Genomic DNA, 23,778 nt, shown 5'->3' with positions numbered 1-23,778 from the left:
GATCGCATTAATATGACCTTAAAACAGAAACAACAGCAATAAAGGGAGGATGGTTTCTGGTGAACGATCGACAAGGTACCTGCGGATTTGTCCGAGCGAGTTTTTTATGTGGTTATTTACGGTATTCTTAGATATCCCCATTCTTGCTGAGATTTCCTCATGGGTACATCCTTCTATTCGGCTTAATAAATAAGCCTTTTTCACTTGCGGGGATAGCGTTTGTACCGCCTGATTAGTAATGACCTGGCAGTCTTTAAAGTTTATGTAATCTTCTACAGTATGGAACTCCTCTTCGTCTGCCGCTTTTACTTTTTGAAAAAGGGAGAATCTCGATTTTCTTTTCAGTGCGGTAAGGAAGTTGTTGCGCAGAATGGTATAAATAAAGGCTTCGAAGTTTTTATCGGGATCAATTTTAGTCCGGTTCACCCAGATCTGTACAAATACATCCTGGGTTAGCTCTTCAGCTTCTTCGGTATTGCGTACAAAACGGTAAGCATAGCCCTGAACCTTTCTTCGGTGTGTTTTGTAAATTGTATTGAAAGCATCAAAATCTCCGTTTCTCAATCCATTTAAAAGCGCTGTGTTTGTGGAGGCGTTAAAAAATTCCATAGCATTAATTGATTTGGTTAACTTATGCAAGTTAGCCTCGGCATTTTAAGTTAATGTTAAGTCTACGAGATCTTTAGGCCGGATTTATCGGTGGGTAATCGCCACGCTGCGTCTGGCTGTTAAAATACGGGTGTCGCTTAGTATGGTCCATGTGCCGGTACCATTTCCCTCTGCCAGCGTCCTATTTGAAGCGCTTATTTTTGCCTTATTGGTTATGCCGGTAAGCGCTGCTTTTACCAGGGGATCCTCAGCTTCGCCAAAAGGCAATAGCGGAAGGGCTGTGAACTCATTGACCTGTATATCGGCTTCGATGCCAGTACTGTAATTCCCTTTTCCTTGGGCATTGAACAGCTTATAAACTATGGGATGCATTTCCCATTGCACCTGCTTAGGTTTGCGCATGTCGTTAATGGTGAATGAGGCTTCATCTTTACCCAGTGTCCGTTCGCCTATCAGGACCACCTGCATATATGGTTTTAGATTATTGATGACCACTTCGGCTGCTGAGGCCGTCACCCCTGTACTCAGAATATAAATTCTTGGCAAGCCGAGGTTATGACTCATCAGGTCGTTAAAATTTACGGTACCGTCAAATGTTGCCGCAGCACCCAGCGACTCGGTTCTGAGGCCTCCGTTTTTATTTCCTTTATAGGTAATGAAAGGGCTTGTATAACTGACCGATGGAGCAATCATGGCGCAAACACCCGCGGCTTCGGCCACCTGTCCGCCAGAGTTATAGCGCAGGTCGAGTATTAAATCGGCTATGCCTTCGCTTTTAAAGCTTGCGAAAATTGGTTTGAGCGAACTGGCTAGACCGCCGTTAAAACTCTGGAAGTTAAGGTAGCCTATTTTTTTCCCGCCGCTTTCAATGATACGACTGATGGCCCGCTGATCTGATATTATTCCTGTACTGAGGTTTGCCAACCGGGTATCCTGCCAGCTACTGCCGATAATTTCGGCCAGACCCAGCACGACTTTGTCCCCTTTTAATAATTCTGTTTGTAAGGTAGTGGCATTTGATTCGGAAATCTGCGTTCCATTAATTTTACGGATATAGTCGCCTCTTTTTAATCCATTTCTGGATGCGGGCGAATCATTGTATACTAGTTTTATAATACCGATCACCTGTCCGGTGTTTACCTCTTTAATTGTACTGTAATCAAAACCATACTTACTTTTACTATCTGATGTATAGGATGCCGGGTCGGATGGCAATACCAGGTAGGAAAACCGGTCGGCAGGATTTTTCAAAGCAGCAAAAAAATCCCTTGGTGCGATACCGATATTGGCTTTTGCAGGCAGGCTTTCGTTCCAGTAATAGTATCGTTTGAGGCTATCGAGTATCCAGGTATTGATTTGTTCATTAGAACCAGGGGGATAATCAGGTTTGAGCTGCTCCCGCTTGCAGGCTACCTGTATTAATACCATCAGAAAAAAGAAGCCTATCCAACGATAGGGGCTGCTATTGAACTTGAGAAATGTATGGCACATACAGATTAGCGTTATTTGTTATACAAAGCTAAGTCCCTGTATATTAACAAATCGTTATCTTTTTATAGCCAGCAAAGAGATGCTTTTGGTTTTGGTATACATAATGTGTAAAGCAGCTAAAAATCCATAGATTTCCCCATATTTCTTTATAAATTTATATACTGAATTTCAGCTGCAGGTATCCAGAATTTCCTCCCAATTAAATGTCCCAAGTACCCCCTGCTTCAAAAAATGAACCGTCGCCCCTATTGAAACGCATCATTGGAAAATTTAAAAACTATTGCAATGCCTAAATATGTAATTGAAAGGGAAGTTCCTGGAGCAGGAAAATTGACCGCCGAACAATTGAAAGCAATTTCACAAACATCTTGTGGGGTGTTAAGCAACCTCGGACCAGAAATACAATGGGTACATAGCTATGTAACAGCTGATAAAATCTATTGCATTTACAATGCTCCAAATGAGGAAATGATTCTTGAGCATGCAAAACAAGGTGGGCTTCCTGCAAATTCGATAAGTAAAGTCTCTGCAATTATAGATCCCGTAACCGCTGAGTGATTGATGATATTCGTTCATCTCCCCTGTCGTTAAATTGCTATGTAAAAGTATATGACAGCTTTGGATTGATAGACCTTGTGATACCTATTTCTTCACTCATTTCCCCTTGGTTATTTAACCAAAGCTCCCGAGATAATTAATGAGAAATCTCAAGCGCTTGAAATTTGATTGAAAACTCAGTCTAATCGTATTTTGCCAAAATAAAATATCGAAAAGCATCAAGAATTGAGTTAGGATCAAATTAAAATATAAACTCATAAAACACGATTAAAGGCATTTAGAGCTACTTTATCGCAATTCATTCCCTCTATTTCAATAATAATCTACTATTTCCATAGATTTTATTGCTAATAATAAAATATATCCTATATTTGCCTAACTAAACAACTGTTTACCAACAACAAGTAAATGAAAACAGATTTGCATTTTATAAAAATGAAAAGAAAAATGGCTAAAGAAGAAATGTACTTCCTTATAGACCGGTGTTGTTGTTGCTGCTGATTCAGCCCATTGTAATCGCTAGTAAAAACTAACGCTTACAACCTCCTAATAACAATTTCAAAATATGACGATAAAGGATGCTTAAAAACATCCACATGGCTTTGCTATGGCATTAACTATAACCAAACAAATCAATAAATATTAAAATCATGAAGAAAAGCATACTTATCCTTTTATCATTTCTACTCACCGCAAGCTTTGCTTTTGCCCAAAGCATAACTGGTACAATAAAGAATACGAATGGAACTCCGGTACCAAAAGCAACTGTGAAAATAAGAGGTACCAAGATCTCAACCATTGCTGATGAAAAAGGTTTCTTCAGCATCAATTCAAACCAAGAACTTCCATTTTTCCTTCAAGTCAGTTCAATTGGTTACAAAGCACAGGATTTTCAGATATTAAAGCTTCAGGAAGCACCTTTTGAGTTGGTCCTGGTTGAAAGTGAACTACTAGATGAGATCGTGGTAACCTCAAGAAGACGTGTAGAAGTATTACAGGATGTACCTATTGCAATTACAGTTATTGGTGGACAAGCCGCAGAAAATGCAGGCGCTTTTAACGTTAACCGTTTAAAAGAACTGGTGCCTTCGGTTCAGTTATATGCTTCAAATGCAAGAAACACAACACTTAATATCAGGGGCTTAGGCTCAACATTTGGTTTAACAAACGATGGTATTGATCCGGGTGTAGGCTTTTACGTAGACGGAGTTTACCAGGCTCGTCCTGCCGCTACTTCTACAGATTTTCTTGACATTGAACGGATAGAAATCCTGCGTGGCCCACAAGGTACCTTATTTGGAAAAAATACAACCGCTGGTGCATTTAACATTACTACAACAAAACCAACTCAAACACCTAGTGCAAAAGTAGAATTGAGTTTTGGAAACTATAATTTTATACAAGCAAAAACATCGGTTTCAGGAGGCGTAGCAAAAAATCTTGCAGCAAAATTATCTATCTCAGGTACGCAACGCGATGGTACAATCTGGAATACCAGAGAAGAACGCAAATACAGTGGCCAAAACAACCTTGGTTTTAAAGGTCAGTTGTATTACACCCCATCAGATAAATTACAAGTATTGTTAAGCAGCGATATAAGCATCCAGCACCCTGCTGGTTACCCATTGGTAATTGCAGGTGTGACCACAACAGAGAGAAGTGCTTACCGCCAGTATGCCAATATTATTTCTGGTTTAGGATATCAGCAGCCTAAAATAGATCCTTTCTCTAGAGAGATCAGCACCAATACACCCTGGAAACAGAACCAATCCATTGGTGGTATTTCTGTGAATGTGGATTATAAAATCGGCAATGGAACGCTTACTTCTACTACCGCCTGGAGATTCTGGAACTGGGATCCTACAAACGATAGGGATTTCTCTGAATTCTCTGCATTGACCAAATCTCAAGGTAACTCCCGCCATGATCAATATTCGCAAGAAGTTAGATATGCTGGTAATATTACAGAGAAAATAAGTGGCGTAATTGGTGTATTTGCACTTGCTCAGAATTTAAAAGGATTATCTCAGACGGAAGAAGTAGGTAAAGATCAATGGAGATTTGTACAAACATCAGCTACTGGTGCTCAGGCACTATACTCGACCCCAGGTCTGTTAGATGGCTTCGGGATCAAAACCAACTCAACCATTAAATCATTAAGTGCTGCCGTTTTTGCACAGGCTGACTGGGAGTTTATAGAACACCTGCATGTGTTACCAGGTTTAAGGTTTACCTATGACAAGAAAGATGTTGACTATGACAGGGTAACTTACGGAGGTTTGCAAACTTCAGACGCAGCTTTACTTGCGCTTAAAGCCGCTGTTTACAGCAATCAGAAATTTGCTACAAGCACAAACAACAATAATTTGTCCGGTAACCTTACGTTATCGTACCGCCCTACTACTAAGTTAAACGTTTACGGAAATTACTCTACTGCTTATAAACCAGTTGGTGTTAACGTTGGGGGCTTACCTACTACTTCAACTGGCGAGGCAGACTTGTCTCTGGCTGTAGTAAAACCAGAATACGTTCAACATTATGAGTTAGGTGTTAAAACTAAACCTTTTAAAGGCTTTTTGCTAAACGTAACGGGTTTTAATACTGATATTAAAGATTACCAAACCAATGTTCAATCTCCACAGTTGGGTGTAAACAGAGGTTATCTTGCCAATGCAGAGAAAGTTAACGTAAAAGGTCTGGAAGTTGATGGAAGCTTTCAGTTAGAAAAGTTCTTAACTTTAAATGCCGCCGTAGCTTATCTTGATGGCAAGTATGTAAAATTCACCAATGCACCATTGCCTTTAGAAGAAACCGGGCATACGGAACTCATTAACAATGTCGCTACTCAGGTCGCGTTTAAAGATGCTTCAGGCGGTAGAATACCAGGTATATCTAAATGGAATGTTTCAGGTGGTGCAGAATTTAGCATTCCTGGTGGTTTGGCCGTCCAAAATGGTAGATATTTTATTGCTGGTGATGCCAGTTACCGCTCAGAATACTCTTCAAACCCAACACCTTCAAAAGTGTTAAATGTGGATGGTTATGCGCTATTGAACGCCAGAATAGGGTTTAAATCAGAAAAATTCGCAGCATTTGCCTGGAGCAGAAACCTTGGGAATACTAAGTACTATGAGCAATTGCAAGCTGCTGCCGGTAACTCAGGCTTGTATGCAGGCGTACTTGGTGATCCAAGAACTTACGGTGTTACGCTTCGCTATTCTTTCTAAGTTCATCTTTCAATACAAAAATACAATCAGGCTGTATCATTAATTCGGCCGTCATCCTGAATTTATTTCAGGATCTCGAATATCCCATTCAAAACCTGCTTAAACGAGATCCTGAAATAAATTCAGGACGACGAAGCGCATAAAGAATAAGATAAATCGATTAATGATACAGCCTGATTATATTTTTGGTATTCCTATTTATTACATAACCAAAAATCACCAGCCCATTCTTTTACGCAATGAAATGATCTGTTCTGCATGATGCGCGCCATGCCAGCTGTATTGATTAGTCATTTGCCAAATCGGCATGTACTCTTTATTTCCCGGATGATAGTACGTTCTTGTCCAATCCTCCTCTTTTAAATTTTCCAGCAAAGTAGCCCATCTACTGTGCAGTGCGTGCAGCAAAGTAATGGATACATTGACCGGAACAAGTTTTACATCAGACAGTTCAGCCCAAAGGTTTTCATCATAAGGACTAATTGTAGGTTTCTCCTCTGTTAGTGCCAGCTTTAATCTGATATAGGCGTTCATATGACTGTCTGCAACATGATGTACCACTTGTATAATGCTCCAACCACCCGGGCGGTAGGTCGTATTTAACTGTCCTTCATCTAGATTTTCAATACAATAATCAAATAGCAGTGGCGCCGATCTAATGCCACCAATCCAAGAGGCAATATTATTAGGACTATACTTAACAGCAGGTACAAAACGGCCATTTGGGTACATTAAGTCTTCCATTGAATTTTCCATGGAATGAAAATAACAAAATTTAAACAACTGGTTCCCTTAATATTGTTTTCAATTTTTCAGGCGAGGTTTTATTCAAGTCAGATAGATAAATTTCGTGGTGCAGACCATTTCTTTTAAGACCTTTGGCTTCCATGAACTGCCTCATTTCCTCCAATGTAACTGGCTCCTGATCAAAAGGACCAACATGCAGCATTTGTACAACTTTCCCTTCATTCATTAAGTAACCTTCAACATCCTTGACAAATGGGAGCCCTTTTTTTTGAATGACAGTTTCAATAGCCTCATTTATCTGCTTATTGGTAACATAATCAGGCAAACGGATCATCATTCTATACTTCCACTCGCTTCTTGGGATCTTTAATGGAGCCTCGGACATTCCGTATTTTCCGAATTCTTTTTCGTCGAAACTCCATAGACCTTCCAGTTTGGCAACAACAAAATCCTTTCCGATGGCCTTACATGCAAACTTTATAGTATAAGCGGTTGCATATAGCGCAGAAATCTTTTCACGATACATTGTTCCTGAAGGATCCCCCTTTCCGGTAAGTGATAAGAAAAATGCCTCTTCGACTGTGACCTCTTCAGGTCTCTCTTTTGCGGAATAATAGGTTTTGTATTTTTTTGTTAGATTGAGCTTTTCCATTTTTTTGTTTTGCTCAAAATAAACCATGGCCACTGACAACCCTATGTCAGTGGCCAATGAATGTTATGGAAAATAATTGCTTATGCTTTCTTAATGGTATTGACAACAGTCATTTCATCATTATAAACCTTAAGGATGAGTATCTTGGTCGCATCCTCTACATTTATAAACCAGACCTTCGCATCTCCTTGCTCAACCTGAACCGAAAAAGTTATTTTGTAGTCAGGATATTTATCTTTCACAATTGATTTGACATCTTCAGGAATTTCATTTTCAGCTGCATAAACCAGATGATACACTAAGGAACCGCCCTTGGTAAATACGGCCCTATTTTTTTGGTCATTCATAATAAAATTCACTACATACCTCTTATTTACTTCATACCATTGAGGTGCTATAGCATCCTTAAATAATTCGTTAAATGATTTCGAAACCGCATTAGTAACTACGGTCCTACTGGCTGTACCAAGAATGGTTACTTCACTAAGTTTTATCTGTGCAGATGTGCTATTCATTCCTAGAAGGGATACCAATCCACAGAGTAATAAAAAAAACATCTGTTTTTTCATCGTCTTAAAATTTAATTCACATTAAATATAAGCCGTTTTACAATCCAAAAAATCAATAACAGCTACACTACGGTTAAACGAATTCATACAACAGATACAAGCTCATAAACCGCTTTATAGTTAGATATAGGCGTTTGGTATACAAAAACATACCGCTCATACTTATTAATTATGAACAATATTCGATCTTATGCGTTTTAATCAATTCTGACCTATTGTTCAATTTTCGGTTATAGTTTAATTGCTGCTGTATCATTAATCGATTTATGCTATTCTTTATGCGCTTCGTCATCCTGAATTTATTTCAGGATCTCGTTTAAGCAGGTTTTGAATAGGATATTCGAGATCCTGAAATAAATTCAGGATGACGGCCGAATTAATGATACAGCAGCATAAAAATGGAGTATCAATTGGTAAGAACATGATATGGAAATGCTTAATTGTAGATGATGAACAACTCTCCTTAAAGAGCGTTGAAAAGTATTGTAAAATGGTTGATCAACTTGAAGTTGTGGCCACCTGCAACAGTGCTTTTAAAGCTTTAGAATTTATAAAGGCAGAAAGAGTTGACTTGATTTTTCTGGATATAAAGATGCCGGAATTATTGGGTACAAGCTTTATCAGGACCCTATCTCAGCCCCCAAAGGTAATCTTTATCACCTCGCATCCAGAATTTGCAGTTGAAGCTTTTGAATTGGGTGCTGTAGATTACTTGTTAAAACCATTCAGCCTGGAACGCTTCCTAAAAGCAGTGAACAAGGTGATTAATACGGATAGCCAAATTGGAGAAAGGCAAGGTGATCGTCATTGGTGCGAATACCTATATTTTAAGATCAACAGGAAAATGGTTAAAATTCTTCTTGAAAACATTGTATACATAGAAAGTATTAAGGACCATATCAAAATATATCGGCATCAGGATACGCCTTTATTAGTTAAACAGTCGCTCAGTTCAGTAGAATCTATTCTGCCTCATCATCAGTTCATGAGAATTCACCGATCTTTTATCATTTCCCTGAATAGAATTACTGCCTTTACCAATCATGACGTAGAGATTGGTAAAATCGAAATACCAATTGGCAGGCAGTTTTTTGGTCAACTCAAAAAATTATCCCTACAAAAATAGCGATGAGATAAAAATATTTGTTCGGCAACACAATATACTTCTCGAATTAGCGTCTTTGTATATGAGAGCGTTAATTTAGATGAGCGGAAATAGTTGGATTGACTATTTCCGCTTTTTATTTACCCAAAATGCCCTTTCACATAATTACCGGTCAATTCATTTTTAGGATTGTGAAATATGGTATGCGTATCTCCCGCTTCAATAACTTCGCCCAAATACATAAAAACCGTTTTATCAGCTATGCGTTGTGCTTGTTGCATATTGTGTGTCACAATTACGATGGTGTAATCTTTCTTAAGTTTTACAATGAGTTCTTCGATCTTTAAAGTACTCAAGGGATCCAATGCAGAACAAGGTTCATCCATCAGGATTACCTCAGGCCTTAATGCCACTGCACGTGCAATACATAATCGCTGCTGCTGACCCCCTGACAATCTTGTAGCAGGTTTTTGCAGTTCATCCTTTACTTCATCCCAAATGTAGCTTTCCTTTAACGCGTTTTCTATAATCTCAGAACGCTCATTTTTAGGCACATCATTAATTTTCAAACCATAATTAATATTCTCATAAATGCTCTTTGGAAAAGGATTGGCCTTTTGGAAAACCATTCCAATCCGACGGCGTACCTCGGTAACAGAAAGTCCTTTTTCATATAAATTCTGCTGTTCCAATAAAAACTCCCCCTCAATCCTCGCATCGGGAGAAAGATCGTGCATCCGGTTAAAGGACCGCAGCAGTGTACTTTTTCCACAACCTGAAGGGCCTATCAATGCAGTCACCTGATTTCTTGGAAATTCTACATTGATATTTTTTAGCACCTGCTTACTGCCAAACCATACATTAACAGATGAACCTGAAAGTTTGATCGGTTTGTTAGTCATTTTTACTGTGTTTATACCGAATATAAAAAGCGGTTAGGTTTAATAAAAATACCACGATGATCAGCACAAGTGCGGTGCCATAAGCCAATGGCCTAACCTGTTCAATGGCCTGATGTTGCGTGGAAAGCATATACAAATGGTAGGGCAGCGCCATAAATTCCTGGTTTAAGAAGCCTGCAGGATTGTTGATATAGAATGCTACTCCTGTAAATAATATAGGAGCAGTTTCACCGGCAGCTCTTGAAAGTGTGAGTACCACTCCTGTTAATATGCCTGGTAAAGCTGTTGGCATAACCACATCTCTTATCGATTCGAACTGGGTGGCTCCAACAGCTAATGCGGCTTCACGTGTACTGGCTGGAATGCGACGAAGTGCTTCTTCTGTAGTAATAATCACATAGGGCAAGGAAAGCAGGCCCAACGTAAATCCGGCAGATAGCATGGATGTTCCCATCTGCAGTCCCTGGACAAACAGCGCCAAACCAAAAAGTCCGTAAATTATTGAGGGCACCCCCGACAAATTCCTTATAGAAGCTCTGATGGTTCTTGTCAGCCAGTTATCAGTAGCATATTCATTCAGATAAATTGCGCAACTAATCCCAAAAGGAACCGAGACCAGGGCAGTGATCATAGTCAACAGCACCGTACCAATGATTGCAGGTAAAATACCTCCCTTAGTCATTCCCGCTCTGGGTAAGGTAGAAACAAACTCCCAGGAAAGTGAAGGCGCTCCTTTACTAATCAAATCCCAAAGGATGACAACCATAAAAAAACAAACCATGCCAGTGCTGAGCAACAAGGTTCCCCATTCTATGACCGGTGTAATTTTTCTCATCATGCCGAATGGTATTTTCTAAATTTATTAACAAAATACTCTCCCGTAAGGTTTACGCCTAATGTAATCAGGAACAGTACTGCAGCAATAGCAAAAAGTGAATAATAATGAGTTGTCTGATAAGGCACCTCTCCCATTTCAATAGCAATAGTAGCGGTGATGGTCCGAACAGAATGAAAAAAGCCTTTTGGAAAAGCAGCTGCATTTCCTGTTGCCATCAATACGGTCATGGTTTCTCCAATGGCACGACCTACACCCAGCATCACAGCTGCCATAATACCTGGGCCAGCAGCAGGAATAGTCACCTTAATCAGCGTTTGCCATTTACTTGCCCCAACGCCATAGCTCGCCTCCCTATAGGTACCTGGAACCCCATGCAAAGCATCGTCAGTCACGGTAATGATGGTTGGTAATGCCATAACAGCTAATAAAATTGCGCCATTCATGGCATTTAAACCGTTAGAAAGTCCGATAATATCTGCAATACCAGGCCCCAGCACAACGATTCCCAAAAAACCAATGGCTACAGATGGCACAGCGGCCAACATCTCTATCATTGGTTTCAATGCACTTTTAACACGCATACTTGCATACTCAGACAAATAAGCAGCGGTTCCTATACCAAGGGGTATTGCAATAACCATAGCGCCAAGAGTGACCAGACAAGTACTGACCAATAAGGGAAGAATCCCATAAACCTCTGGATCCCCAGAAGGATTCCATTGTGTACCAGTAATAAAATCAAGCGGATGTATCTTTAAGAAAAAAGCAATTGTATTCCATAGCAGCATAAAAAAAATCCCACCTAAAATAGCAATCACCAATAGCCCCGTTGTTTTTACAACTAGCTTTATGGATTTGTCAATACTTTCTCTAACACCTAACTTCATGATAAGAATTAATGAGTGATGTAATAACCTGAATCCTGGATAATTTTCCGCCCCTTCCCGCTTTTCTCAAATGCAACAAACGCTGCAACCTTGTCCCATGATGTTTCTGGAATAAACTGGTAAAGCGGCCTTTGGAAATAATAACGACCTTGCATGATTGATTGTTGATCCAATGGAGAAATAGCTGGCCGACCACTTTTTGCTGAAATCCTTAATACTTTAACGGGCTGTCCAGTACCGTCCTTTAAAATATATCCGGCTCCAACATACCCTATCCCCGAAATATCCATTTTTACCCCCTCCATAATTTGAGCATTGCCATTCATCTCCTTCGCATCGGTGCTAAATCGGATTTTTAATTTTTTACGGACAAATGAATGTGTCCCTGAATTGCTTTGTCGGCCATAAATATTGATCCTGATGTCCTGACCTGTTATCGGTTTCCAGGATTTGTACTCCCCACTAAGGATTTTACCCAGTGCGCCGACATCAATACTATCTAAAGGGAAATTCTTTTGAACTATAAAAGCTGTTGCATCCTCCGCAAAAACTACGGTACGCAATCTTATTCCTCTATCTTTAAACATCCTGATCTCATCGGTATTTAAAGGTCTGGATGAATTGGCAATATCAGCTTGTCCGTTGAGCAATGAAGCTATGCCCAATCCTGAACCGCCACCCGAAATAGCGACACTAAATTCTTTGTTGACTAGGTAAAAGCTTTCAGCGAGCCTGACAACAAGATTTACCTCGGTATCAGAGCCCTTTACTTTGATGGCTTTATTATTACTGCTGCAGGCCAACAATAAAATGATACAGCAATAGGCTACATTGCATTTCATAAGCAGTTTGTTACTATAAAGATACTACATATTCAAATTAGTTGCATTAATTATCCCTTAATCAGGTGTGAAACAAATTACCTTTGACTAGAGCCATAGCTTCAGCTTTTCTAATTCTCCATCTTTTCCTGATCCCTTTCAGGATATCTTTATCATGCAGGGACAACCTAGTTAATAAGGCCGCATTTAATAAAGTTATGCCGACTACCCAGTCCAGGTAGTCATTTAAAATATCACTTAACTTATTCAACTCATACAGACTCATTTTACCGGCAATGGGAAAGTGGTTTTGAACAGGGGGATGAAATATTTTCAAGGTATACAATACATCTTTCAGTTGTTTTTTTAGCACATGCAAACGGGTGTCCTGGGTGTCTGTCTCGATCAATCTATCAATAGCCTGGGACTTTTTTTGAATAAACCTCTCCAGCCTTTTTTTTGATACCCGATTAGGTGCATTCCTTCTCATCTGTTTGATGACGCGGCGAAAATGAAAGTACTTTAAGGTTATCAGCAGGCTGCATTTTGCTATTGCTATTTGCCGCAACACCTGGTGTGGATACCCATCTTTTTTATTATAAAACGGGGTGATATGATCATAATAGATCTGCAAATCGCGAACGCTTCCTGCATACTTATAGATCTTCTTTAATTTTGAAGGTACCTTTAGCTTTTTCTTTGCCGAAGAACCTAATCCAACCAGACGTACGAAAGCTCTTAGTTTCTTGAATTCAACCCGAAACTGGTGTATAGCTTCCTTATCGCCGTTATACATAATGAGCAAGGCATACTGCTCAATGTTCCTCATTCTTTTTTTCAGGTACCTTTTTATCTGCTTCCTTTTCATCCTATAACCTTATTCCCTAACAAGACAAAAAAATCGATAAATAGTTTCTTAACGTAAGCGAGCAATTTTTGTTTAATTTTACAGCAAATATTAAACAACATGCCTTTTTCGTCCTTAGGTTTATCACCTGCTTTATTAAAAGCACTGGCAAATCAGAATTTTACCGTACCTACCCCTATACAACAAGCAGCTATACCAGCCATACTAGATAAAAAAGACGTTTTAGGTATTGCTAAAACAGGATCCGGTAAGACTGCTGGTTATGCTTTGCCGCTTTTAATGAATGTACAACAATCCTTAGGTCTAAAAAATCGCCATGCCAACGCATTGGTTTTAGTGCCTACACGTGAACTGGCTGAGCAGGTAAAAAATGTATTCCAGACTTTTACTAAGGCGCTTCCGCAGCCAGTCAAAACATTGGCTGTATATGGTGGTGTTTCTATCAACCCGCAAATGATGGGTATGCAGGGTGTAAATATCCTTGTTGCTACACCCGGCAGGTTGTTGGAGTTAATAGATTCGAATGCGGTACACTTATCCAGCATCGAAACATTGGTATTAGACGAAGCAGATAAGATGCTTAATCTTGGCTTTAAAGAAGAGCTGAACAAAATTCTTGCGCTGTTACCTGAAAAGCGTCAAAACCTATTGTTTTCTGCTACCCTGAGTCCTGATATTGAAAACATTAATCAAATCTTGCTACATGATCCAGTAGTGATTAAAATAGAAGCTGGGGAAGATACGCTAGATACGATCAATCAGCTGGCTTATATTGTTTCGGATGAAAAGAAAGGCCCTTTCTTGCGCTATCTGATTAATCACCATGAGATGAAACAAGTATTGGTATTTACCTCTTCTACTCACCAGGCCGATGCGGTAGTAAATAAGCTTCGCAAAAATAACATTGATGCGAAAGCCATTCACAGCAAGAAAAGTCAGGGTTCGAGAACTGAATCTTTATATCTGTTTAAATCAGGCAAACTTAGGGTATTGGTGGCTACAGATTTAATGGCCAGAGGGATTGACATTAACTTCCTTCCTTTTGTGATTAACTATGAATTGCCGCGATCACCTAAAGATTATGTGCACCGAATTGGTAGAACTGGTCGTGCCGAAAACCCAGGTGACGCAATTTCATTGGTAAGCCAGAATGAACTACATCATTTTGAAGTTATTCAAAAAAAGATGGGGAAGCAGGTGAAAATGATCGATAGCGAAACTATGTTATAACAGGAAATGAATGGATGACATTGAGTATAAAATAATCAAACCCGACTCATCGCTGTCCGACTTTGTAGAGAGCTTTTGGATGATTGTCAATCATTCAGAAGAAAGTAAGGAAATAGTAGTATTACCCAATGCTACCATAGATATTTCCCTATCCCGCTCTTTATCAGAACCATTTCACATTATGCTCATGGGACTAGAAAATGAGGCGGGTCAAACGTCCCTTAACCCTAAAATGGTCATTTTTGCCATCAGCTTTAAGTTATTGGCTATTGAATACTTATTAAAAACCAGCATCGCAGATTTGGTTAATGAGGGCCGACCGCTTCTGCCTGATTTTTGGGGATTTAGCCAGGATGACCTGAATGATTTTGATAGTTTTCACTTCAAAGCTTCCAACAAAATAAAGGAATTGATCAAGGGAAAAATAGACGAAAGAAAACGGAAACTCTTTGAGCTCATCTATTCCTCAAACGGCGCATTGACTGTTAAAGAATTATCCGAGAAGGTATATTGGAGCAGCAGGCAGATCAACCGATATTTTAATCAGCAATTCGGCATTTCCCTGAAACTGTATTGCAACCTATTAAGATTCAGCGCTTCGTTTAACCAACTCAACGATGGGCGACTTTTTCCGGAACAAAACTATACCGATCAGGCCCATTTTATTCGAGAGATCAAAAAATTCTCGGGAGTAGCTCCAGGAGAACTCTCTAAAAACAAAAACGACCGATTTATACAATTAGCAGCATTGAAGAAGCAGTAGTTTTACCTCAGTTAAACTCATATTCAAAATGCTAACTAAAAATATAAAAATAGCCATCGTAGGTGGCGGCCCGGGTGGCCTCACATTGGCGAGACTACTGCAAATGAATGGTGCAGAAGTAAAGGTTTACGAAAGAGACCTAAATAAAAATGCAAGAGTACAAGGAGCTACACTTGACCTACATGATGATTCAGGCTTGAAAGCTTTAGAAAAAGCTGGACTGATGGATGCTTTCAAAGCTAATTACCGGCCCGGTGCTGACAAAATGCGTATTGTAGATCACCAAGCCAATATCTTTTACGACCAGCATACGGATGATCAGCCGGAGGAAACATTTGGCAATCCCTATTTCCGACCGGAAATTGACCGTGGTCCATTGAGGAAAATCTTATTAGAATCTTTAGATCCGGATACCGTTTTATGGAATAGTCAGTTTAAATCTATGCAGCAAACCGGTAACACTTGGACAGTCGAATTTCAAAATGGTAATCTTGCTACCGCTGATTTGGTGATTGCAGCAGATGGTGCGAATTCAAAAATCAGGCATTTGATTACGCCACTCAAGCCAGTTTACTCGGGCGTAACTGCTATTGAAGGCAGCATATATGATGCTCAGCACAAGGTGCCCCGTATTTTCGAGTTATTAAAAGATGGTAAAATATTTGGTTTTGGTACCGGAAAAACGATAATCGTCAGTTCAAAAGGCGACGGAAGTGTGGCTTTTTATGCAGGTTTCAGAGCTCCCGAAAATTGGTCAAGCCAATATGAACTGGATTTTTCGGATAAAGCAAGCATCCTAAATTGGTTTAAGCATGAATTTGCAGAATGGGATAACATTTGGCAGGAATTATTTGAAAATGCGGAGACTCCTTTTATACCGAGACCGCTGTATTGTATTCCATTGAATCAGACCTGGGATGCCTTATCCAATTTAACCATGCTAGGTGATGCAGCGCATCTTATGCCTCCTTATGCCGGTGAAGGTGTAAATATGGCCATGTTAGATGCACTGGAATTGTCTGAACACCTGATTAATCCTGAATATAAAACGCTACAAACTGCCATAGCCAATTACGAAAACCAAATGCGCATTAGAGCAGCTGAAGCTGCGAAAGGATCCCTTGAGAATACCTTATGGATGCACGATAACGATGCAATAACGAAGATGATGGCCATGTTTGACGCCCCTTCGTAACACAATCAATTACCGCGAGATCCAATCAGCTTTAGTAAGCTGATAAATGTAGTTTAACTTGATTGGCGTAACTACCTGTTCGCCAATCTTTTTAGCACCAAGTTTTTCTACAGCCTTTTGGGAACGTAAATTTTGACTTCCTACGTGGAAAATAACAGCATCTAAGTATTCAAAGGCATGATTCATCATTAGCCTTTTTAAGGCTGAGTTATAAGTTCCTCCCCAAAATTGTCTGGCAATAAAAGTAAAACCAATAGCAATGACCTTTTTCTCTTCATCAAAATCATAATACCTGGAACTTCCAATAACTTCGCCAGTCTCTTTATCTAACACCAGATAGGCCCCCTCAGATGCTAATGCGCCCTCAAAGAAGGCTTCAAACACCACACGAAGATAGCGATCATTATTAGGGTGTTGCTCCCAAATCAAGGGGTCTGAAGCAACCCGATATAAAGCTTCAAAATGCTCCGCTTTTAAGGGTATGATCTGGATAAGGTCGTCTTCTAATTCCTCCTGTCTATCAAACGTATTATTCATGCTCCTTTTATGTTAAGATAACTGATCATAAAGCTATTTTTCAATATAAAACACCAATCCTTCTTATGTAAGTTCGTTGTTAGCTATATCATTAGATACAGCACAATTTCATGATTTTATCCCTGATAAAAAAACAATTAATTTATGAAATATATTGATTCAAGAATTTCGCAAGTAAAAGTAAGCTTGATGTTATTTTTAATGCTGACCAATGCTTCTGCATGGGCTACAGATCCAAAAAAAGAAAAAGAGCCAGGAAAAAGTGAATGGGTTTACCTTGGCGCTGATGGCAAACTGGTTTATAAAAAAAGTCCTAAGGGCGATCGGATCATGGACTTCTCTTATGCTGGCTATATGGGTGGCGGTGTGGCGCTACCTAATGTAACAGTAAAAGTGACAGTAAAGCCGTTAAGTGATGCGAATGCAGATTGCACAGCGCTAATTCAAGCGGCTATTGACAAAGTATCAGCAATGCCCTTAGCTAAGGATGGCTTTCGTGGAACTGTTTTATTAGCCCCTGGAATCTACCCTTGTTCCAAAACTATAAAGATTACGGCTGATGGCGTTGTACTTCGTGGAAGCGGCAAATCATCCACGGGAAGTGTGATTTTGATGAGTGGTGAAAAGCATGTAGCAATCACTTTATCAAATGGAGTTAATCAACGCATTGGCAACCGTTTGGGCAATGCTACTGAAAGTGAAAAAGCAGTTAAAATAACGGATAATTACCTACCCGCAGGAAGTATGAGCTTTACCGTAGTTGATGCATCTCAATTTAAAGTTGGAGATCAGGTAGAAGTTAGAAAACCAGTTACGGACAAATGGGTAGAGTTTATGCAAATGAATGATTTAGTGCGTGACGGAAAGCCTCAAACCTGGATTAAAGCAGGTTCATTGTTGATTACTGAACGTCGTATTGCGGCCATAAAGGGACAAAAAATCACGCTGGATGTCCCTTTGGTGGATTCCTATGACGCAAACTACACCAATGATGAAACTACCTTGGTATTGGCAAATGATGTAAAACGGCTTAAACAAGCTGGTTTAGAAAACCTGCGCATTGTATCTCCGCCACAAGCCATTAACCACACCAAAGCGCTTTACTATGCAGTGAGACTGAATGGTGAGGATTGCTGGATGAAAGATCTGGACTTGATGGAAACTATGGAAAGTGTTGGAGTTGGCGGCCGCAGGATTACCATCCAACGTGTAGCCGTTGTTCGTAAGGCCTTACATGAGGGAGCTTCAAAACCAGCAGAATTTGCACCAAACGCTGGACAAGTCCTGTTAGATCATTGTTCGGTAGAAGGCGATAACATTTGGTATGTCGCTTTAGGAGCCGGGCAAACAGGCCCTATCGTTTTCTTGAATTGCAATTTTGTAGGCAATGGCCGTATTGAAGGACATCAACGCTGGAGCACAGGTATGCTTTTAGATAACTGTAAAGCGCCAAATGGTGGGATGGACTTCAAAAATAGGGGCAGTATGGGTTCTGGTCATGGTTGGGGAACTGCATGGTCTGTGGCCTGGAATTGTGAAGCCAGCAGCTATGTAAATCAAATCCCTCCGGGTACTTACAATTGGGTAATCGGCAGCAAAGGAAGAAGTATGCCATTGCCAAGACCTTTTAACAACTCAGGCCCTACGCTACCGGAAGGCATCTTTGACTCTCAAAATGTTCCCGTTGGTCCTTCAAGCTTATATTTAACGCAGTTACAGGAACGCTTGGGTAAACCAGCTTTAAAAGCAATCGGATACTAAACAAGAATTATGATGAAGAAACAGATTATAACAACATGCTTACTTTCTTTCGGAATCCTATGCCTAACCAACAACATGGCAAAAGCACAAGGTGCTCCGGATACCTTAAAGAAATACATCCTTACCCCTGCGCCGGCTGAAACTCCACGAATCAATGGCGCTAAAATATTTGGCGTACGTCCCGGCTCAGTATTCCTTTATACCATCCCTGCTACAGGTATTCGTCCGATGCACTTTGGCGCACAGAATTTACCGAAAGGATTAAATATAGATCCCAATACTGGCCGGATAACAGGAACGCTGCTGAAACGTGGTGAATACGAGGTAACGCTTTCTGCTAAGAACGCATTAGGAGAATCAAAACGAAGCTTTCGTATTGTCGTTGGAGATCAAATAGCACTAACGCCTCCGATGGGCTGGAACAGCTGGAACTGTTGGGGTGACGCCGTGAGCCAGGAAAAGGTGATGAGTTCGGCGAAAGCAATGGTAGAAAAGGGTTTGGTTAATCATGGTTGGCAATACATCAACATAGATGATGGATGGCAGGGATTACGTGGTGGGAAATACAATGCGGTACAGCCCAATACTAAATTCCCGGACATGAAGGCATTGGCTGATGATGTACACAGTATGGGATTGAAAATAGGCATTTACTCCGGACCATGGGTTGGAACATACGCAGGGCATGTGGGTGCCTACTCGGACAATCCTAATGGTACATACGACTGGCTGAAACAAGGTAAACACAATGAATTTTATCGATTTGTTGATCCGCAGGGAAAAGAAAAGCATGGTATAAACTACCATCATGGTAAATACTCATTTGTAAAAAATGATGTACAGCAATGGAATGACTGGGGTATGGATTATTTGAAATACGATTGGAACCCTAATGATGTGTACCATGTTAAAGAGATGATGGATGCTTTACGCGCTTACAAGCGCGATGTGGTGTATAGCTTATCGAACAGTGCCCCTTATGGCGATGCAACGCAATGGGAAAAAATGGCCAATAGCTGGAGAACTACTGGTGACATTAAGGATACTTGGGAAAGAATGTGTCAATTGGGCTTCAACCAAACAAAATGGGCTCCTTTTTCTGGTCCTGGGCATTGGGTAGACCCGGATATGCTGGTTGTAGGTATGGTGGGCTGGGGACCTAAACTACATTATACAAAGCTAACAGCTGACGAGCAATATACGCACATCAGTTTGTGGTGCTTGCTTTCTTCTCCATTGCTCATCGGTTGTGATATGGCCCAATTGGATGATTTTACGATCAGTTTGCTGACTAACGATGAAGTTAATGATGTGAATCAAGATCCATTGGGCAAGTTCGGGATGATGGTTGCTCAGAATGCTGAAACGGTTGTGTATGCTAAACCACTTGAGGACGGTGCTATGGCTGTAGGGCTATTTAATCTTGGAAAAAAAATGGAGAAGATGACGGTGAGTTGGAAAACCTTAGGTCTGCGCGGTGAACAAAAAGTGCGTGATCTATGGAGACAGCAGGATGTTGCCCAATCTGACCAAGAATTTTCAACGGAGGTTAACCCGCATGGTGTTCGTTTTATAAAGGTATATCCAGGCAATAGTAGAGCCCAATCGACATCAGGAAAGTAGCTTTAAAAGAAGAATTACAAATTTTACTAGCAAATAATCATATTTATGTCAAATTTGGATTGTATCTTTCAGCAAAATTTTAATTCATGGCCTATTTGGATAGAGTACTTGATCCGCCGTCTTATGGTTGGACCAATAGTGAGGGAGCGCTGAGTAAGCCATCTCCAAAACAACTTTTTAAAGAATTCTTTAAGCGATTAAATGTATTTCGATGTAAAAAAAACTGGTTGCCGTTTTTCAGCTGGATAAGGGTGCTGATTCTAATCCCCTTATTTTTATTATTCGTGTTTAAGTTTTTCAGTTTAACACTCCTGCTTGTCTTCTTTGTTTACAGCATGATTTTAATGGGAACACATGGAACGATATGGCATCATCGCTATTGTACGCATCAGGCATACACCTTCAAGAATGATTTCTGGAAATTTATTACCCAGAATTTAACGATCAGTATGATCCCTGAAGAGATTTATGTGGTTTCACACCATGTTCATCATGCCAAATCAGATCAACCTGGCGATCCGTACAATGCTTCTGGTGGCTTCTTGTACTGCTTCCTAGCAGATGCAAACCATCAACCTATAGCAAAAGACCTTTCTGAAAAGGATTATAACAGCACGGTTAAATTGATGCGTCATACAGGAGTAAAGGCCAATACTTTCAGTCAGTACCTTAAATGGGGCTCTGTTACCAATCCTACAGTAGCCATTGCACTATGTTTACTAAACTGGGCTTTCTGGTACCTTATCTTCTTCCTTATAGGCGGACATCCCATGGCTTGTACCGTATTTGGTGCCGCTGCTTTTTGGGCTGTTGGTGTAAGGACTTTCAATTATGAAGGTCATGGGAAAGGTGAAGACAAAAGACGAGAAGGAACGGATTTCAATACAAACGACATGTCCATTAACCAGCTATGGCCAGGTATAGTTGCAGGCGAATGGCACAACAACCATCACTTGTATCCAAAAAGTGCCAGGACTGGATTTTTAACGCATCAGGTTGACCTTGCATGGTATTACATTTGGTCGGGAAAAAAAATGGGGATGATTACCTCCTATCATGATTCAAAACAAGAGTTTCGCCTCCGTTTTGCTGAGCCATATCAGGAAAGTAAGCTAAAAGAAGCCAGTCAGCAGCCTATAAAATCTGGCGTATTGGAAGGAAATCAATAGATATTAAAACTATAAAGTAATTATTCTCTCTGAGGATCAGTAGGAATATGGTTAATTTCAAATCAAAGTTTGTAAAGCCAGTATAGATTTCTACTTTTGCGCCGGAGAGTTGGCAGAGTGGTCGATTGCGGCAGTCTTGAAAACTGTTGACTTGTCAAAGGGTCCGCGGGTTCGAATCCCCCACTCTCCGCCAAAATGGTATCAAAACCTACAAAAAGCCTGCAAATCATAAGATTTGCAGGCTTTTTGTTTTTGAAGGGTATTATTTTCTATATTTGAATTTAGCTCACCCTAAATTGAAGTTCCCAAACCAGATAAAAAAAAAATGGTCTGCATTGATTGGAGACGAATTGCGTTATTCCATGGAATCCCGGATCTTTAATGCCGTCAGTATTTTTGCCGCCATTGTAGCCTCCTTAAATGCCATCATAAATTTCGCAATTGGCTTAGATTTATATGGTTACCTAATGCTCCCTTTAATTGCCGTTTTGTTATTCGGTTACTATTTGTCGCGATATAAGGATAAATTAAACATAGCTATTGGAATATTTGCCATCTCATTTAACCTACTTTGCGGAGGGACTTATTTTGTAGCAGATGGATCCAACGGGGTCAACCTCTTTACATTTATCGTCATCATTTTCATCCTCAGTACGGTAACCCCAAAAAAGCAATTCTGGATATGGATACCATTAAACATCATTTTCCTGGCTATTCTTTTAACCATTGAATATTTACATCCTGAAATGGTAAAAACAATTTATGTTGACAAACAGCATAAACTTTTAGATACAGCACAAACATTTTTTGAAGTTGTCATTCTGATATCCATCATTACGATGTATATGAAAAAAAACTACAATCGTGAGAAAGAACTGGCAAAAAACAGCCTTATTGCTTTAGAAAACAGCAACCAAACCAAAAACAAATTATTTTCAATCGTTGCCCATGATCTCAATGCTCCACTATCATCTATAGAAACCTACCTCTCTCTACTTAATGAAATGGATCTCAATAATGAAGAAAAAGTGGAAATCGAAAGGCAACTACTCTCCTCTACCAGGCAAACCTCAGAAATGCTTCAGAATATATTGTCATGGGCCAAGGATCAAATGGATGAAATTAAGGTAAATCTAAGTTCAATTTTTATTTATAAAACCTTAAAACACACTGTCAATTTGCAAAAAAGCATGGCGAAGGAGAAAGGAATCAATCTTATTTTTTCGGCAGATAAAGACCTTAAGGTAATTGCAGATCCAGATATGCTGCAGCTCATTGTCAGGAACTTATTAAACAATGCTATAAAATTTTCTTTACCGGGCGGAACAGTTGCCCTAAGTATATCTAGTCTGAATGGCAAATGTATCTTATCCATAAAGGATGATGGGATCGGTATTGCACAGGATCAGCAGTCGTCCATATTTTCATTAAAGAGTAATGCGACTTATGGAACCAATAAAGAAAAAGGTGTAGGCTTAGGGTTAAAACTAACTAAAACCTATGTAGAATTGCAAAATGGAGAAATCTGGTTTGAAAGCGAATTGAACAAAGGAACCAATTTCTTTGTCAGTTTAGCGTTAATTAACGACTGAGTTCCATCGCATTCTGCAAACATTTTAGGTATAGAATTAGTTAATTCGTAATTTGCATCCATATAAAAACATCATGCTTGATTTATTGAGACAACCTTGGCCATGGTATACTTCCGGGATTGCCATCGCTACAATTATGGTTTTACTTTTATTTTTCGGGAAGTCATTTGGGTTCTCTTCGAATTTGAGAACCATGTGTACCATCGCCGGAGCGGGCAAACGAGTAAAGTTTTTCGACTTTGACTGGAAAACACAAAAGTGGAATCTTTTATTTCTTTTGGGTTCTGTACTGGGCGGAGTAATCGCTGCAACATTACTTAATAGTGGTGAATCACTCCGTTTATCGGCCTCGACTATTTCGGATCTGAAAGAAATTGGTGTTCAATTCGATGGGCAACTAAATCCGGCACAGATTTTTGGTCCTGAAGCTATGAGCTCCCCAATGGGAATATTCATCTTGTTCCTGGGTGGAATCCTGGTTGGCTTCGGCTCAAGGTATGCTGGTGGCTGTACTTCAGGTCATGCCATTAGTGGTTTATCAAACTTACAGCTTCCTTCGCTGATAGCAGTAGTAGGATTTTTTGCTGGGGGACTGATCATGACTCATTATTTACTACCATTAATTTTTTAACGA

Annotated in this window: 22 protein-coding genes and 1 tRNA gene; 12 read left to right on the top strand and 11 right to left on the bottom strand. The window is 39.9% G+C overall.

The genetic code is table 11. From position 1 onward, the window contains the following. Positions 1-18 precede the first annotated feature (18 nt). Both FBD94_RS17865 and FBD94_RS17860 read right to left on the bottom strand, forming a co-directional pair. A complete protein-coding gene (locus tag FBD94_RS17865) occupies positions 19-609 on the bottom strand; it encodes an RNA polymerase sigma factor (protein WP_136881211.1) in 591 nt (196 codons plus the stop codon). A gap of 84 nt (positions 610-693) precedes the next feature. After that, on the bottom strand, positions 694-2,100 hold the full coding sequence (locus FBD94_RS17860) for a S41 family peptidase (protein WP_136881210.1): 1,407 nt from the start codon (positions 2,098-2,100) through the stop codon (positions 694-696). A 285-nt stretch (positions 2,101-2,385) separates the two neighbouring features. Between FBD94_RS17860 and FBD94_RS17855 the strand changes: the two genes are divergently transcribed. Further along, the gene (locus FBD94_RS17855; RefSeq protein ID WP_136881209.1) at positions 2,386-2,658 is read left to right on the top strand and encodes a DUF4242 domain-containing protein; all 273 of its coding nucleotides are present in this window, start codon (positions 2,386-2,388) and stop codon (positions 2,656-2,658) included. 650 nt (positions 2,659-3,308) lie between these two features. Further along, a complete protein-coding gene (locus tag FBD94_RS17850) occupies positions 3,309-5,885 on the top strand; it encodes a TonB-dependent receptor (RefSeq protein WP_136881208.1) in 2,577 nt (858 codons plus the stop codon). A gap of 216 nt (positions 5,886-6,101) precedes the next feature. On the opposite strand, the gene FBD94_RS17845 is transcribed toward FBD94_RS17850, so the two are convergent. The 3 genes from FBD94_RS17845 to FBD94_RS17835 all read right to left on the bottom strand — a co-directional run bounded on the left by FBD94_RS17845 (position 6,102) and on the right by FBD94_RS17835 (position 7,853). Next, entirely contained in the window at positions 6,102-6,641 is a 540-nt protein-coding gene (locus FBD94_RS17845; RefSeq protein ID WP_165503731.1) for a YfiT family bacillithiol transferase, read from the bottom strand. Between the two features lie 19 nt (positions 6,642-6,660). Continuing rightward, on the bottom strand, positions 6,661-7,284 hold the full coding sequence (locus tag FBD94_RS17840; RefSeq protein WP_131612786.1) for a GyrI-like domain-containing protein: 624 nt from the start codon (positions 7,282-7,284) through the stop codon (positions 6,661-6,663). Positions 7,285-7,364: 80 nt separating this feature from the next. Continuing rightward, positions 7,365-7,853, bottom strand: coding sequence for a hypothetical protein (locus FBD94_RS17835; RefSeq protein ID WP_131612787.1), 489 nt, complete (start codon positions 7,851-7,853; stop codon positions 7,365-7,367). A gap of 364 nt (positions 7,854-8,217) precedes the next feature. Between FBD94_RS17835 and FBD94_RS17830 the strand changes: the two genes are divergently transcribed. Then, complete coding sequence (locus tag FBD94_RS17830; protein ID WP_225874856.1) at positions 8,218-8,979, top strand: LytR/AlgR family response regulator transcription factor; 762 nt, start codon at positions 8,218-8,220, stop codon at positions 8,977-8,979. A gap of 119 nt (positions 8,980-9,098) precedes the next feature. Here the strand turns inward: FBD94_RS17830 and pstB are convergent, their stop codons facing one another. The 5 genes from pstB to FBD94_RS17805 all read right to left on the bottom strand — a co-directional run bounded on the left by pstB (position 9,099) and on the right by FBD94_RS17805 (position 13,274). Then, positions 9,099-9,860 (bottom strand): phosphate ABC transporter ATP-binding protein PstB, encoded by a 762-nt coding sequence (pstB, locus tag FBD94_RS17825; protein ID WP_131612788.1) that lies wholly within the window; start codon positions 9,858-9,860, stop codon positions 9,099-9,101. Continuing rightward, complete coding sequence (gene pstA / locus FBD94_RS17820; protein ID WP_169472346.1) at positions 9,853-10,698, bottom strand: phosphate ABC transporter permease PstA; 846 nt, start codon at positions 10,696-10,698, stop codon at positions 9,853-9,855. Before pstA ends, pstB begins: the two co-directional genes overlap by 8 nt. Next, positions 10,695-11,585 carry a phosphate ABC transporter permease subunit PstC gene (pstC, locus tag FBD94_RS17815; protein ID WP_136881207.1) on the bottom strand — a complete coding sequence of 297 codons (891 nt, stop codon included), beginning with the start codon at positions 11,583-11,585 and terminating at the stop codon, positions 10,695-10,697. The genes pstA and pstC overlap by 4 nt, the downstream gene beginning before the upstream one ends. An 8-nt stretch (positions 11,586-11,593) precedes the next feature. Next, on the bottom strand, positions 11,594-12,427 hold the full coding sequence (locus FBD94_RS17810) for a substrate-binding domain-containing protein (RefSeq protein ID WP_136881206.1): 834 nt from the start codon (positions 12,425-12,427) through the stop codon (positions 11,594-11,596). A gap of 61 nt (positions 12,428-12,488) precedes the next feature. Beyond that, entirely contained in the window at positions 12,489-13,274 is a 786-nt protein-coding gene (locus tag FBD94_RS17805) for a CHAD domain-containing protein (protein WP_131612791.1), read from the bottom strand. A 99-nt stretch (positions 13,275-13,373) separates the two neighbouring features. On the opposite strand from FBD94_RS17805, the gene FBD94_RS17800 reads away from it, so the two are divergent. The 3 genes from FBD94_RS17800 to FBD94_RS17790 are packed head-to-tail and all read left to right on the top strand — an operon-like array spanning position 13,374 to position 16,462. Next, positions 13,374-14,504, top strand: coding sequence for a DEAD/DEAH box helicase (locus tag FBD94_RS17800; protein WP_136881205.1), 1,131 nt, complete (start codon positions 13,374-13,376; stop codon positions 14,502-14,504). Between the two features lie 10 nt (positions 14,505-14,514). Further along, positions 14,515-15,267, top strand: coding sequence for a helix-turn-helix domain-containing protein (locus FBD94_RS17795; RefSeq protein WP_136881204.1), 753 nt, complete (start codon positions 14,515-14,517; stop codon positions 15,265-15,267). 28 nt (positions 15,268-15,295) lie between these two features. Next, positions 15,296-16,462, top strand: a complete 1,167-nt coding sequence (locus FBD94_RS17790; RefSeq protein WP_136881203.1) for an FAD-dependent oxidoreductase — start codon at positions 15,296-15,298, stop codon at positions 16,460-16,462. Between the two features lie 9 nt (positions 16,463-16,471). Here the strand turns inward: FBD94_RS17790 and FBD94_RS17785 are convergent, their stop codons facing one another. Then, positions 16,472-16,999 (bottom strand): GNAT family N-acetyltransferase, encoded by a 528-nt coding sequence (locus FBD94_RS17785; protein ID WP_136881202.1) that lies wholly within the window; start codon positions 16,997-16,999, stop codon positions 16,472-16,474. Between the two features lie 144 nt (positions 17,000-17,143). On the opposite strand from FBD94_RS17785, the gene FBD94_RS17780 reads away from it, so the two are divergent. From FBD94_RS17780 to FBD94_RS17755, 6 genes are all read left to right on the top strand, one after another. Then, positions 17,144-18,760: a hypothetical protein gene (locus tag FBD94_RS17780; RefSeq protein WP_136881201.1), complete on the top strand. Its 1,617-nt coding sequence runs from the start codon at positions 17,144-17,146 to the stop codon at positions 18,758-18,760. Between the two features lie 9 nt (positions 18,761-18,769). Then, positions 18,770-20,383 (top strand): putative Ig domain-containing protein, encoded by a 1,614-nt coding sequence (locus tag FBD94_RS17775; protein WP_235884547.1) that lies wholly within the window; start codon positions 18,770-18,772, stop codon positions 20,381-20,383. Between the two features lie 86 nt (positions 20,384-20,469). Beyond that, positions 20,470-21,552 carry a fatty acid desaturase gene (locus FBD94_RS17770; RefSeq protein ID WP_136881200.1) on the top strand — a complete coding sequence of 361 codons (1,083 nt, stop codon included), beginning with the start codon at positions 20,470-20,472 and terminating at the stop codon, positions 21,550-21,552. Between the two features lie 103 nt (positions 21,553-21,655). After that, positions 21,656-21,745: transfer RNA gene (locus FBD94_RS17765), tRNA-Ser, on the top strand. Positions 21,746-21,827: 82 nt separating this feature from the next. After that, entirely contained in the window at positions 21,828-23,144 is a 1,317-nt protein-coding gene (locus FBD94_RS17760) for a sensor histidine kinase (protein WP_136881199.1), read from the top strand. A gap of 73 nt (positions 23,145-23,217) precedes the next feature. Then, a complete protein-coding gene (locus FBD94_RS17755) occupies positions 23,218-23,775 on the top strand; it encodes a YeeE/YedE family protein (RefSeq protein ID WP_136881198.1) in 558 nt (185 codons plus the stop codon). Positions 23,776-23,778: the final 3 nt, after the last annotated feature.

Origin of the sequence: Pedobacter hiemivivus, assembly GCF_005144565.1 — a bacterium.
Taxonomy (GTDB): Bacteria; Bacteroidota; Bacteroidia; order Sphingobacteriales; family Sphingobacteriaceae; genus Pedobacter; species Pedobacter hiemivivus.
The sequence above is the reverse complement of the archived record's forward strand: the minus strand, read 5'-3'. Positions and strand labels throughout refer to the sequence as shown.

What these genes read in the sequence shown, in the direction of transcription:
- FBD94_RS17865 (WP_136881211.1), bottom strand. Translation starts at nt 609, where the DNA reads ATGGAATTTTTTAACGCCTCCACAAACACAGCGCTTTTAAATGGATTG.
- FBD94_RS17860 (WP_136881210.1), bottom strand. Translation starts at nt 2,100, where the DNA reads ATGTGCCATACATTTCTCAAGTTCAATAGCAGCCCCTATCGTTGGATA.
- FBD94_RS17855 (WP_136881209.1), top strand. Translation starts at nt 2,386, where the DNA reads ATGCCTAAATATGTAATTGAAAGGGAAGTTCCTGGAGCAGGAAAATTG.
- FBD94_RS17850 (WP_136881208.1), top strand. Translation starts at nt 3,309, where the DNA reads ATGAAGAAAAGCATACTTATCCTTTTATCATTTCTACTCACCGCAAGC.
- FBD94_RS17845 (WP_165503731.1), bottom strand. Translation starts at nt 6,641, where the DNA reads ATGGAAAATTCAATGGAAGACTTAATGTACCCAAATGGCCGTTTTGTA.
- FBD94_RS17840 (WP_131612786.1), bottom strand. Translation starts at nt 7,284, where the DNA reads ATGGAAAAGCTCAATCTAACAAAAAAATACAAAACCTATTATTCCGCA.
- FBD94_RS17835 (WP_131612787.1), bottom strand. Translation starts at nt 7,853, where the DNA reads ATGAAAAAACAGATGTTTTTTTTATTACTCTGTGGATTGGTATCCCTT.
- FBD94_RS17830 (WP_225874856.1), top strand. Translation starts at nt 8,218, where the DNA reads ATGACGGCCGAATTAATGATACAGCAGCATAAAAATGGAGTATCAATT.
- pstB (WP_131612788.1), bottom strand. Translation starts at nt 9,860, where the DNA reads ATGACTAACAAACCGATCAAACTTTCAGGTTCATCTGTTAATGTATGG.
- pstA (WP_169472346.1), bottom strand. Translation starts at nt 10,698, where the DNA reads ATGATGAGAAAAATTACACCGGTCATAGAATGGGGAACCTTGTTGCTC.
- pstC (WP_136881207.1), bottom strand. Translation starts at nt 11,585, where the DNA reads ATGAAGTTAGGTGTTAGAGAAAGTATTGACAAATCCATAAAGCTAGTT.
- FBD94_RS17810 (WP_136881206.1), bottom strand. Translation starts at nt 12,427, where the DNA reads ATGAAATGCAATGTAGCCTATTGCTGTATCATTTTATTGTTGGCCTGC.
- FBD94_RS17805 (WP_131612791.1), bottom strand. Translation starts at nt 13,274, where the DNA reads ATGAAAAGGAAGCAGATAAAAAGGTACCTGAAAAAAAGAATGAGGAAC.
- FBD94_RS17800 (WP_136881205.1), top strand. Translation starts at nt 13,374, where the DNA reads ATGCCTTTTTCGTCCTTAGGTTTATCACCTGCTTTATTAAAAGCACTG.
- FBD94_RS17795 (WP_136881204.1), top strand. Translation starts at nt 14,515, where the DNA reads ATGGATGACATTGAGTATAAAATAATCAAACCCGACTCATCGCTGTCC.
- FBD94_RS17790 (WP_136881203.1), top strand. Translation starts at nt 15,296, where the DNA reads ATGCTAACTAAAAATATAAAAATAGCCATCGTAGGTGGCGGCCCGGGT.
- FBD94_RS17785 (WP_136881202.1), bottom strand. Translation starts at nt 16,999, where the DNA reads ATGAATAATACGTTTGATAGACAGGAGGAATTAGAAGACGACCTTATC.
- FBD94_RS17780 (WP_136881201.1), top strand. Translation starts at nt 17,144, where the DNA reads ATGAAATATATTGATTCAAGAATTTCGCAAGTAAAAGTAAGCTTGATG.
- FBD94_RS17775 (WP_235884547.1), top strand. Translation starts at nt 18,770, where the DNA reads ATGATGAAGAAACAGATTATAACAACATGCTTACTTTCTTTCGGAATC.
- FBD94_RS17770 (WP_136881200.1), top strand. Translation starts at nt 20,470, where the DNA reads ATGGCCTATTTGGATAGAGTACTTGATCCGCCGTCTTATGGTTGGACC.
- FBD94_RS17755 (WP_136881198.1), top strand. Translation starts at nt 23,218, where the DNA reads ATGCTTGATTTATTGAGACAACCTTGGCCATGGTATACTTCCGGGATT.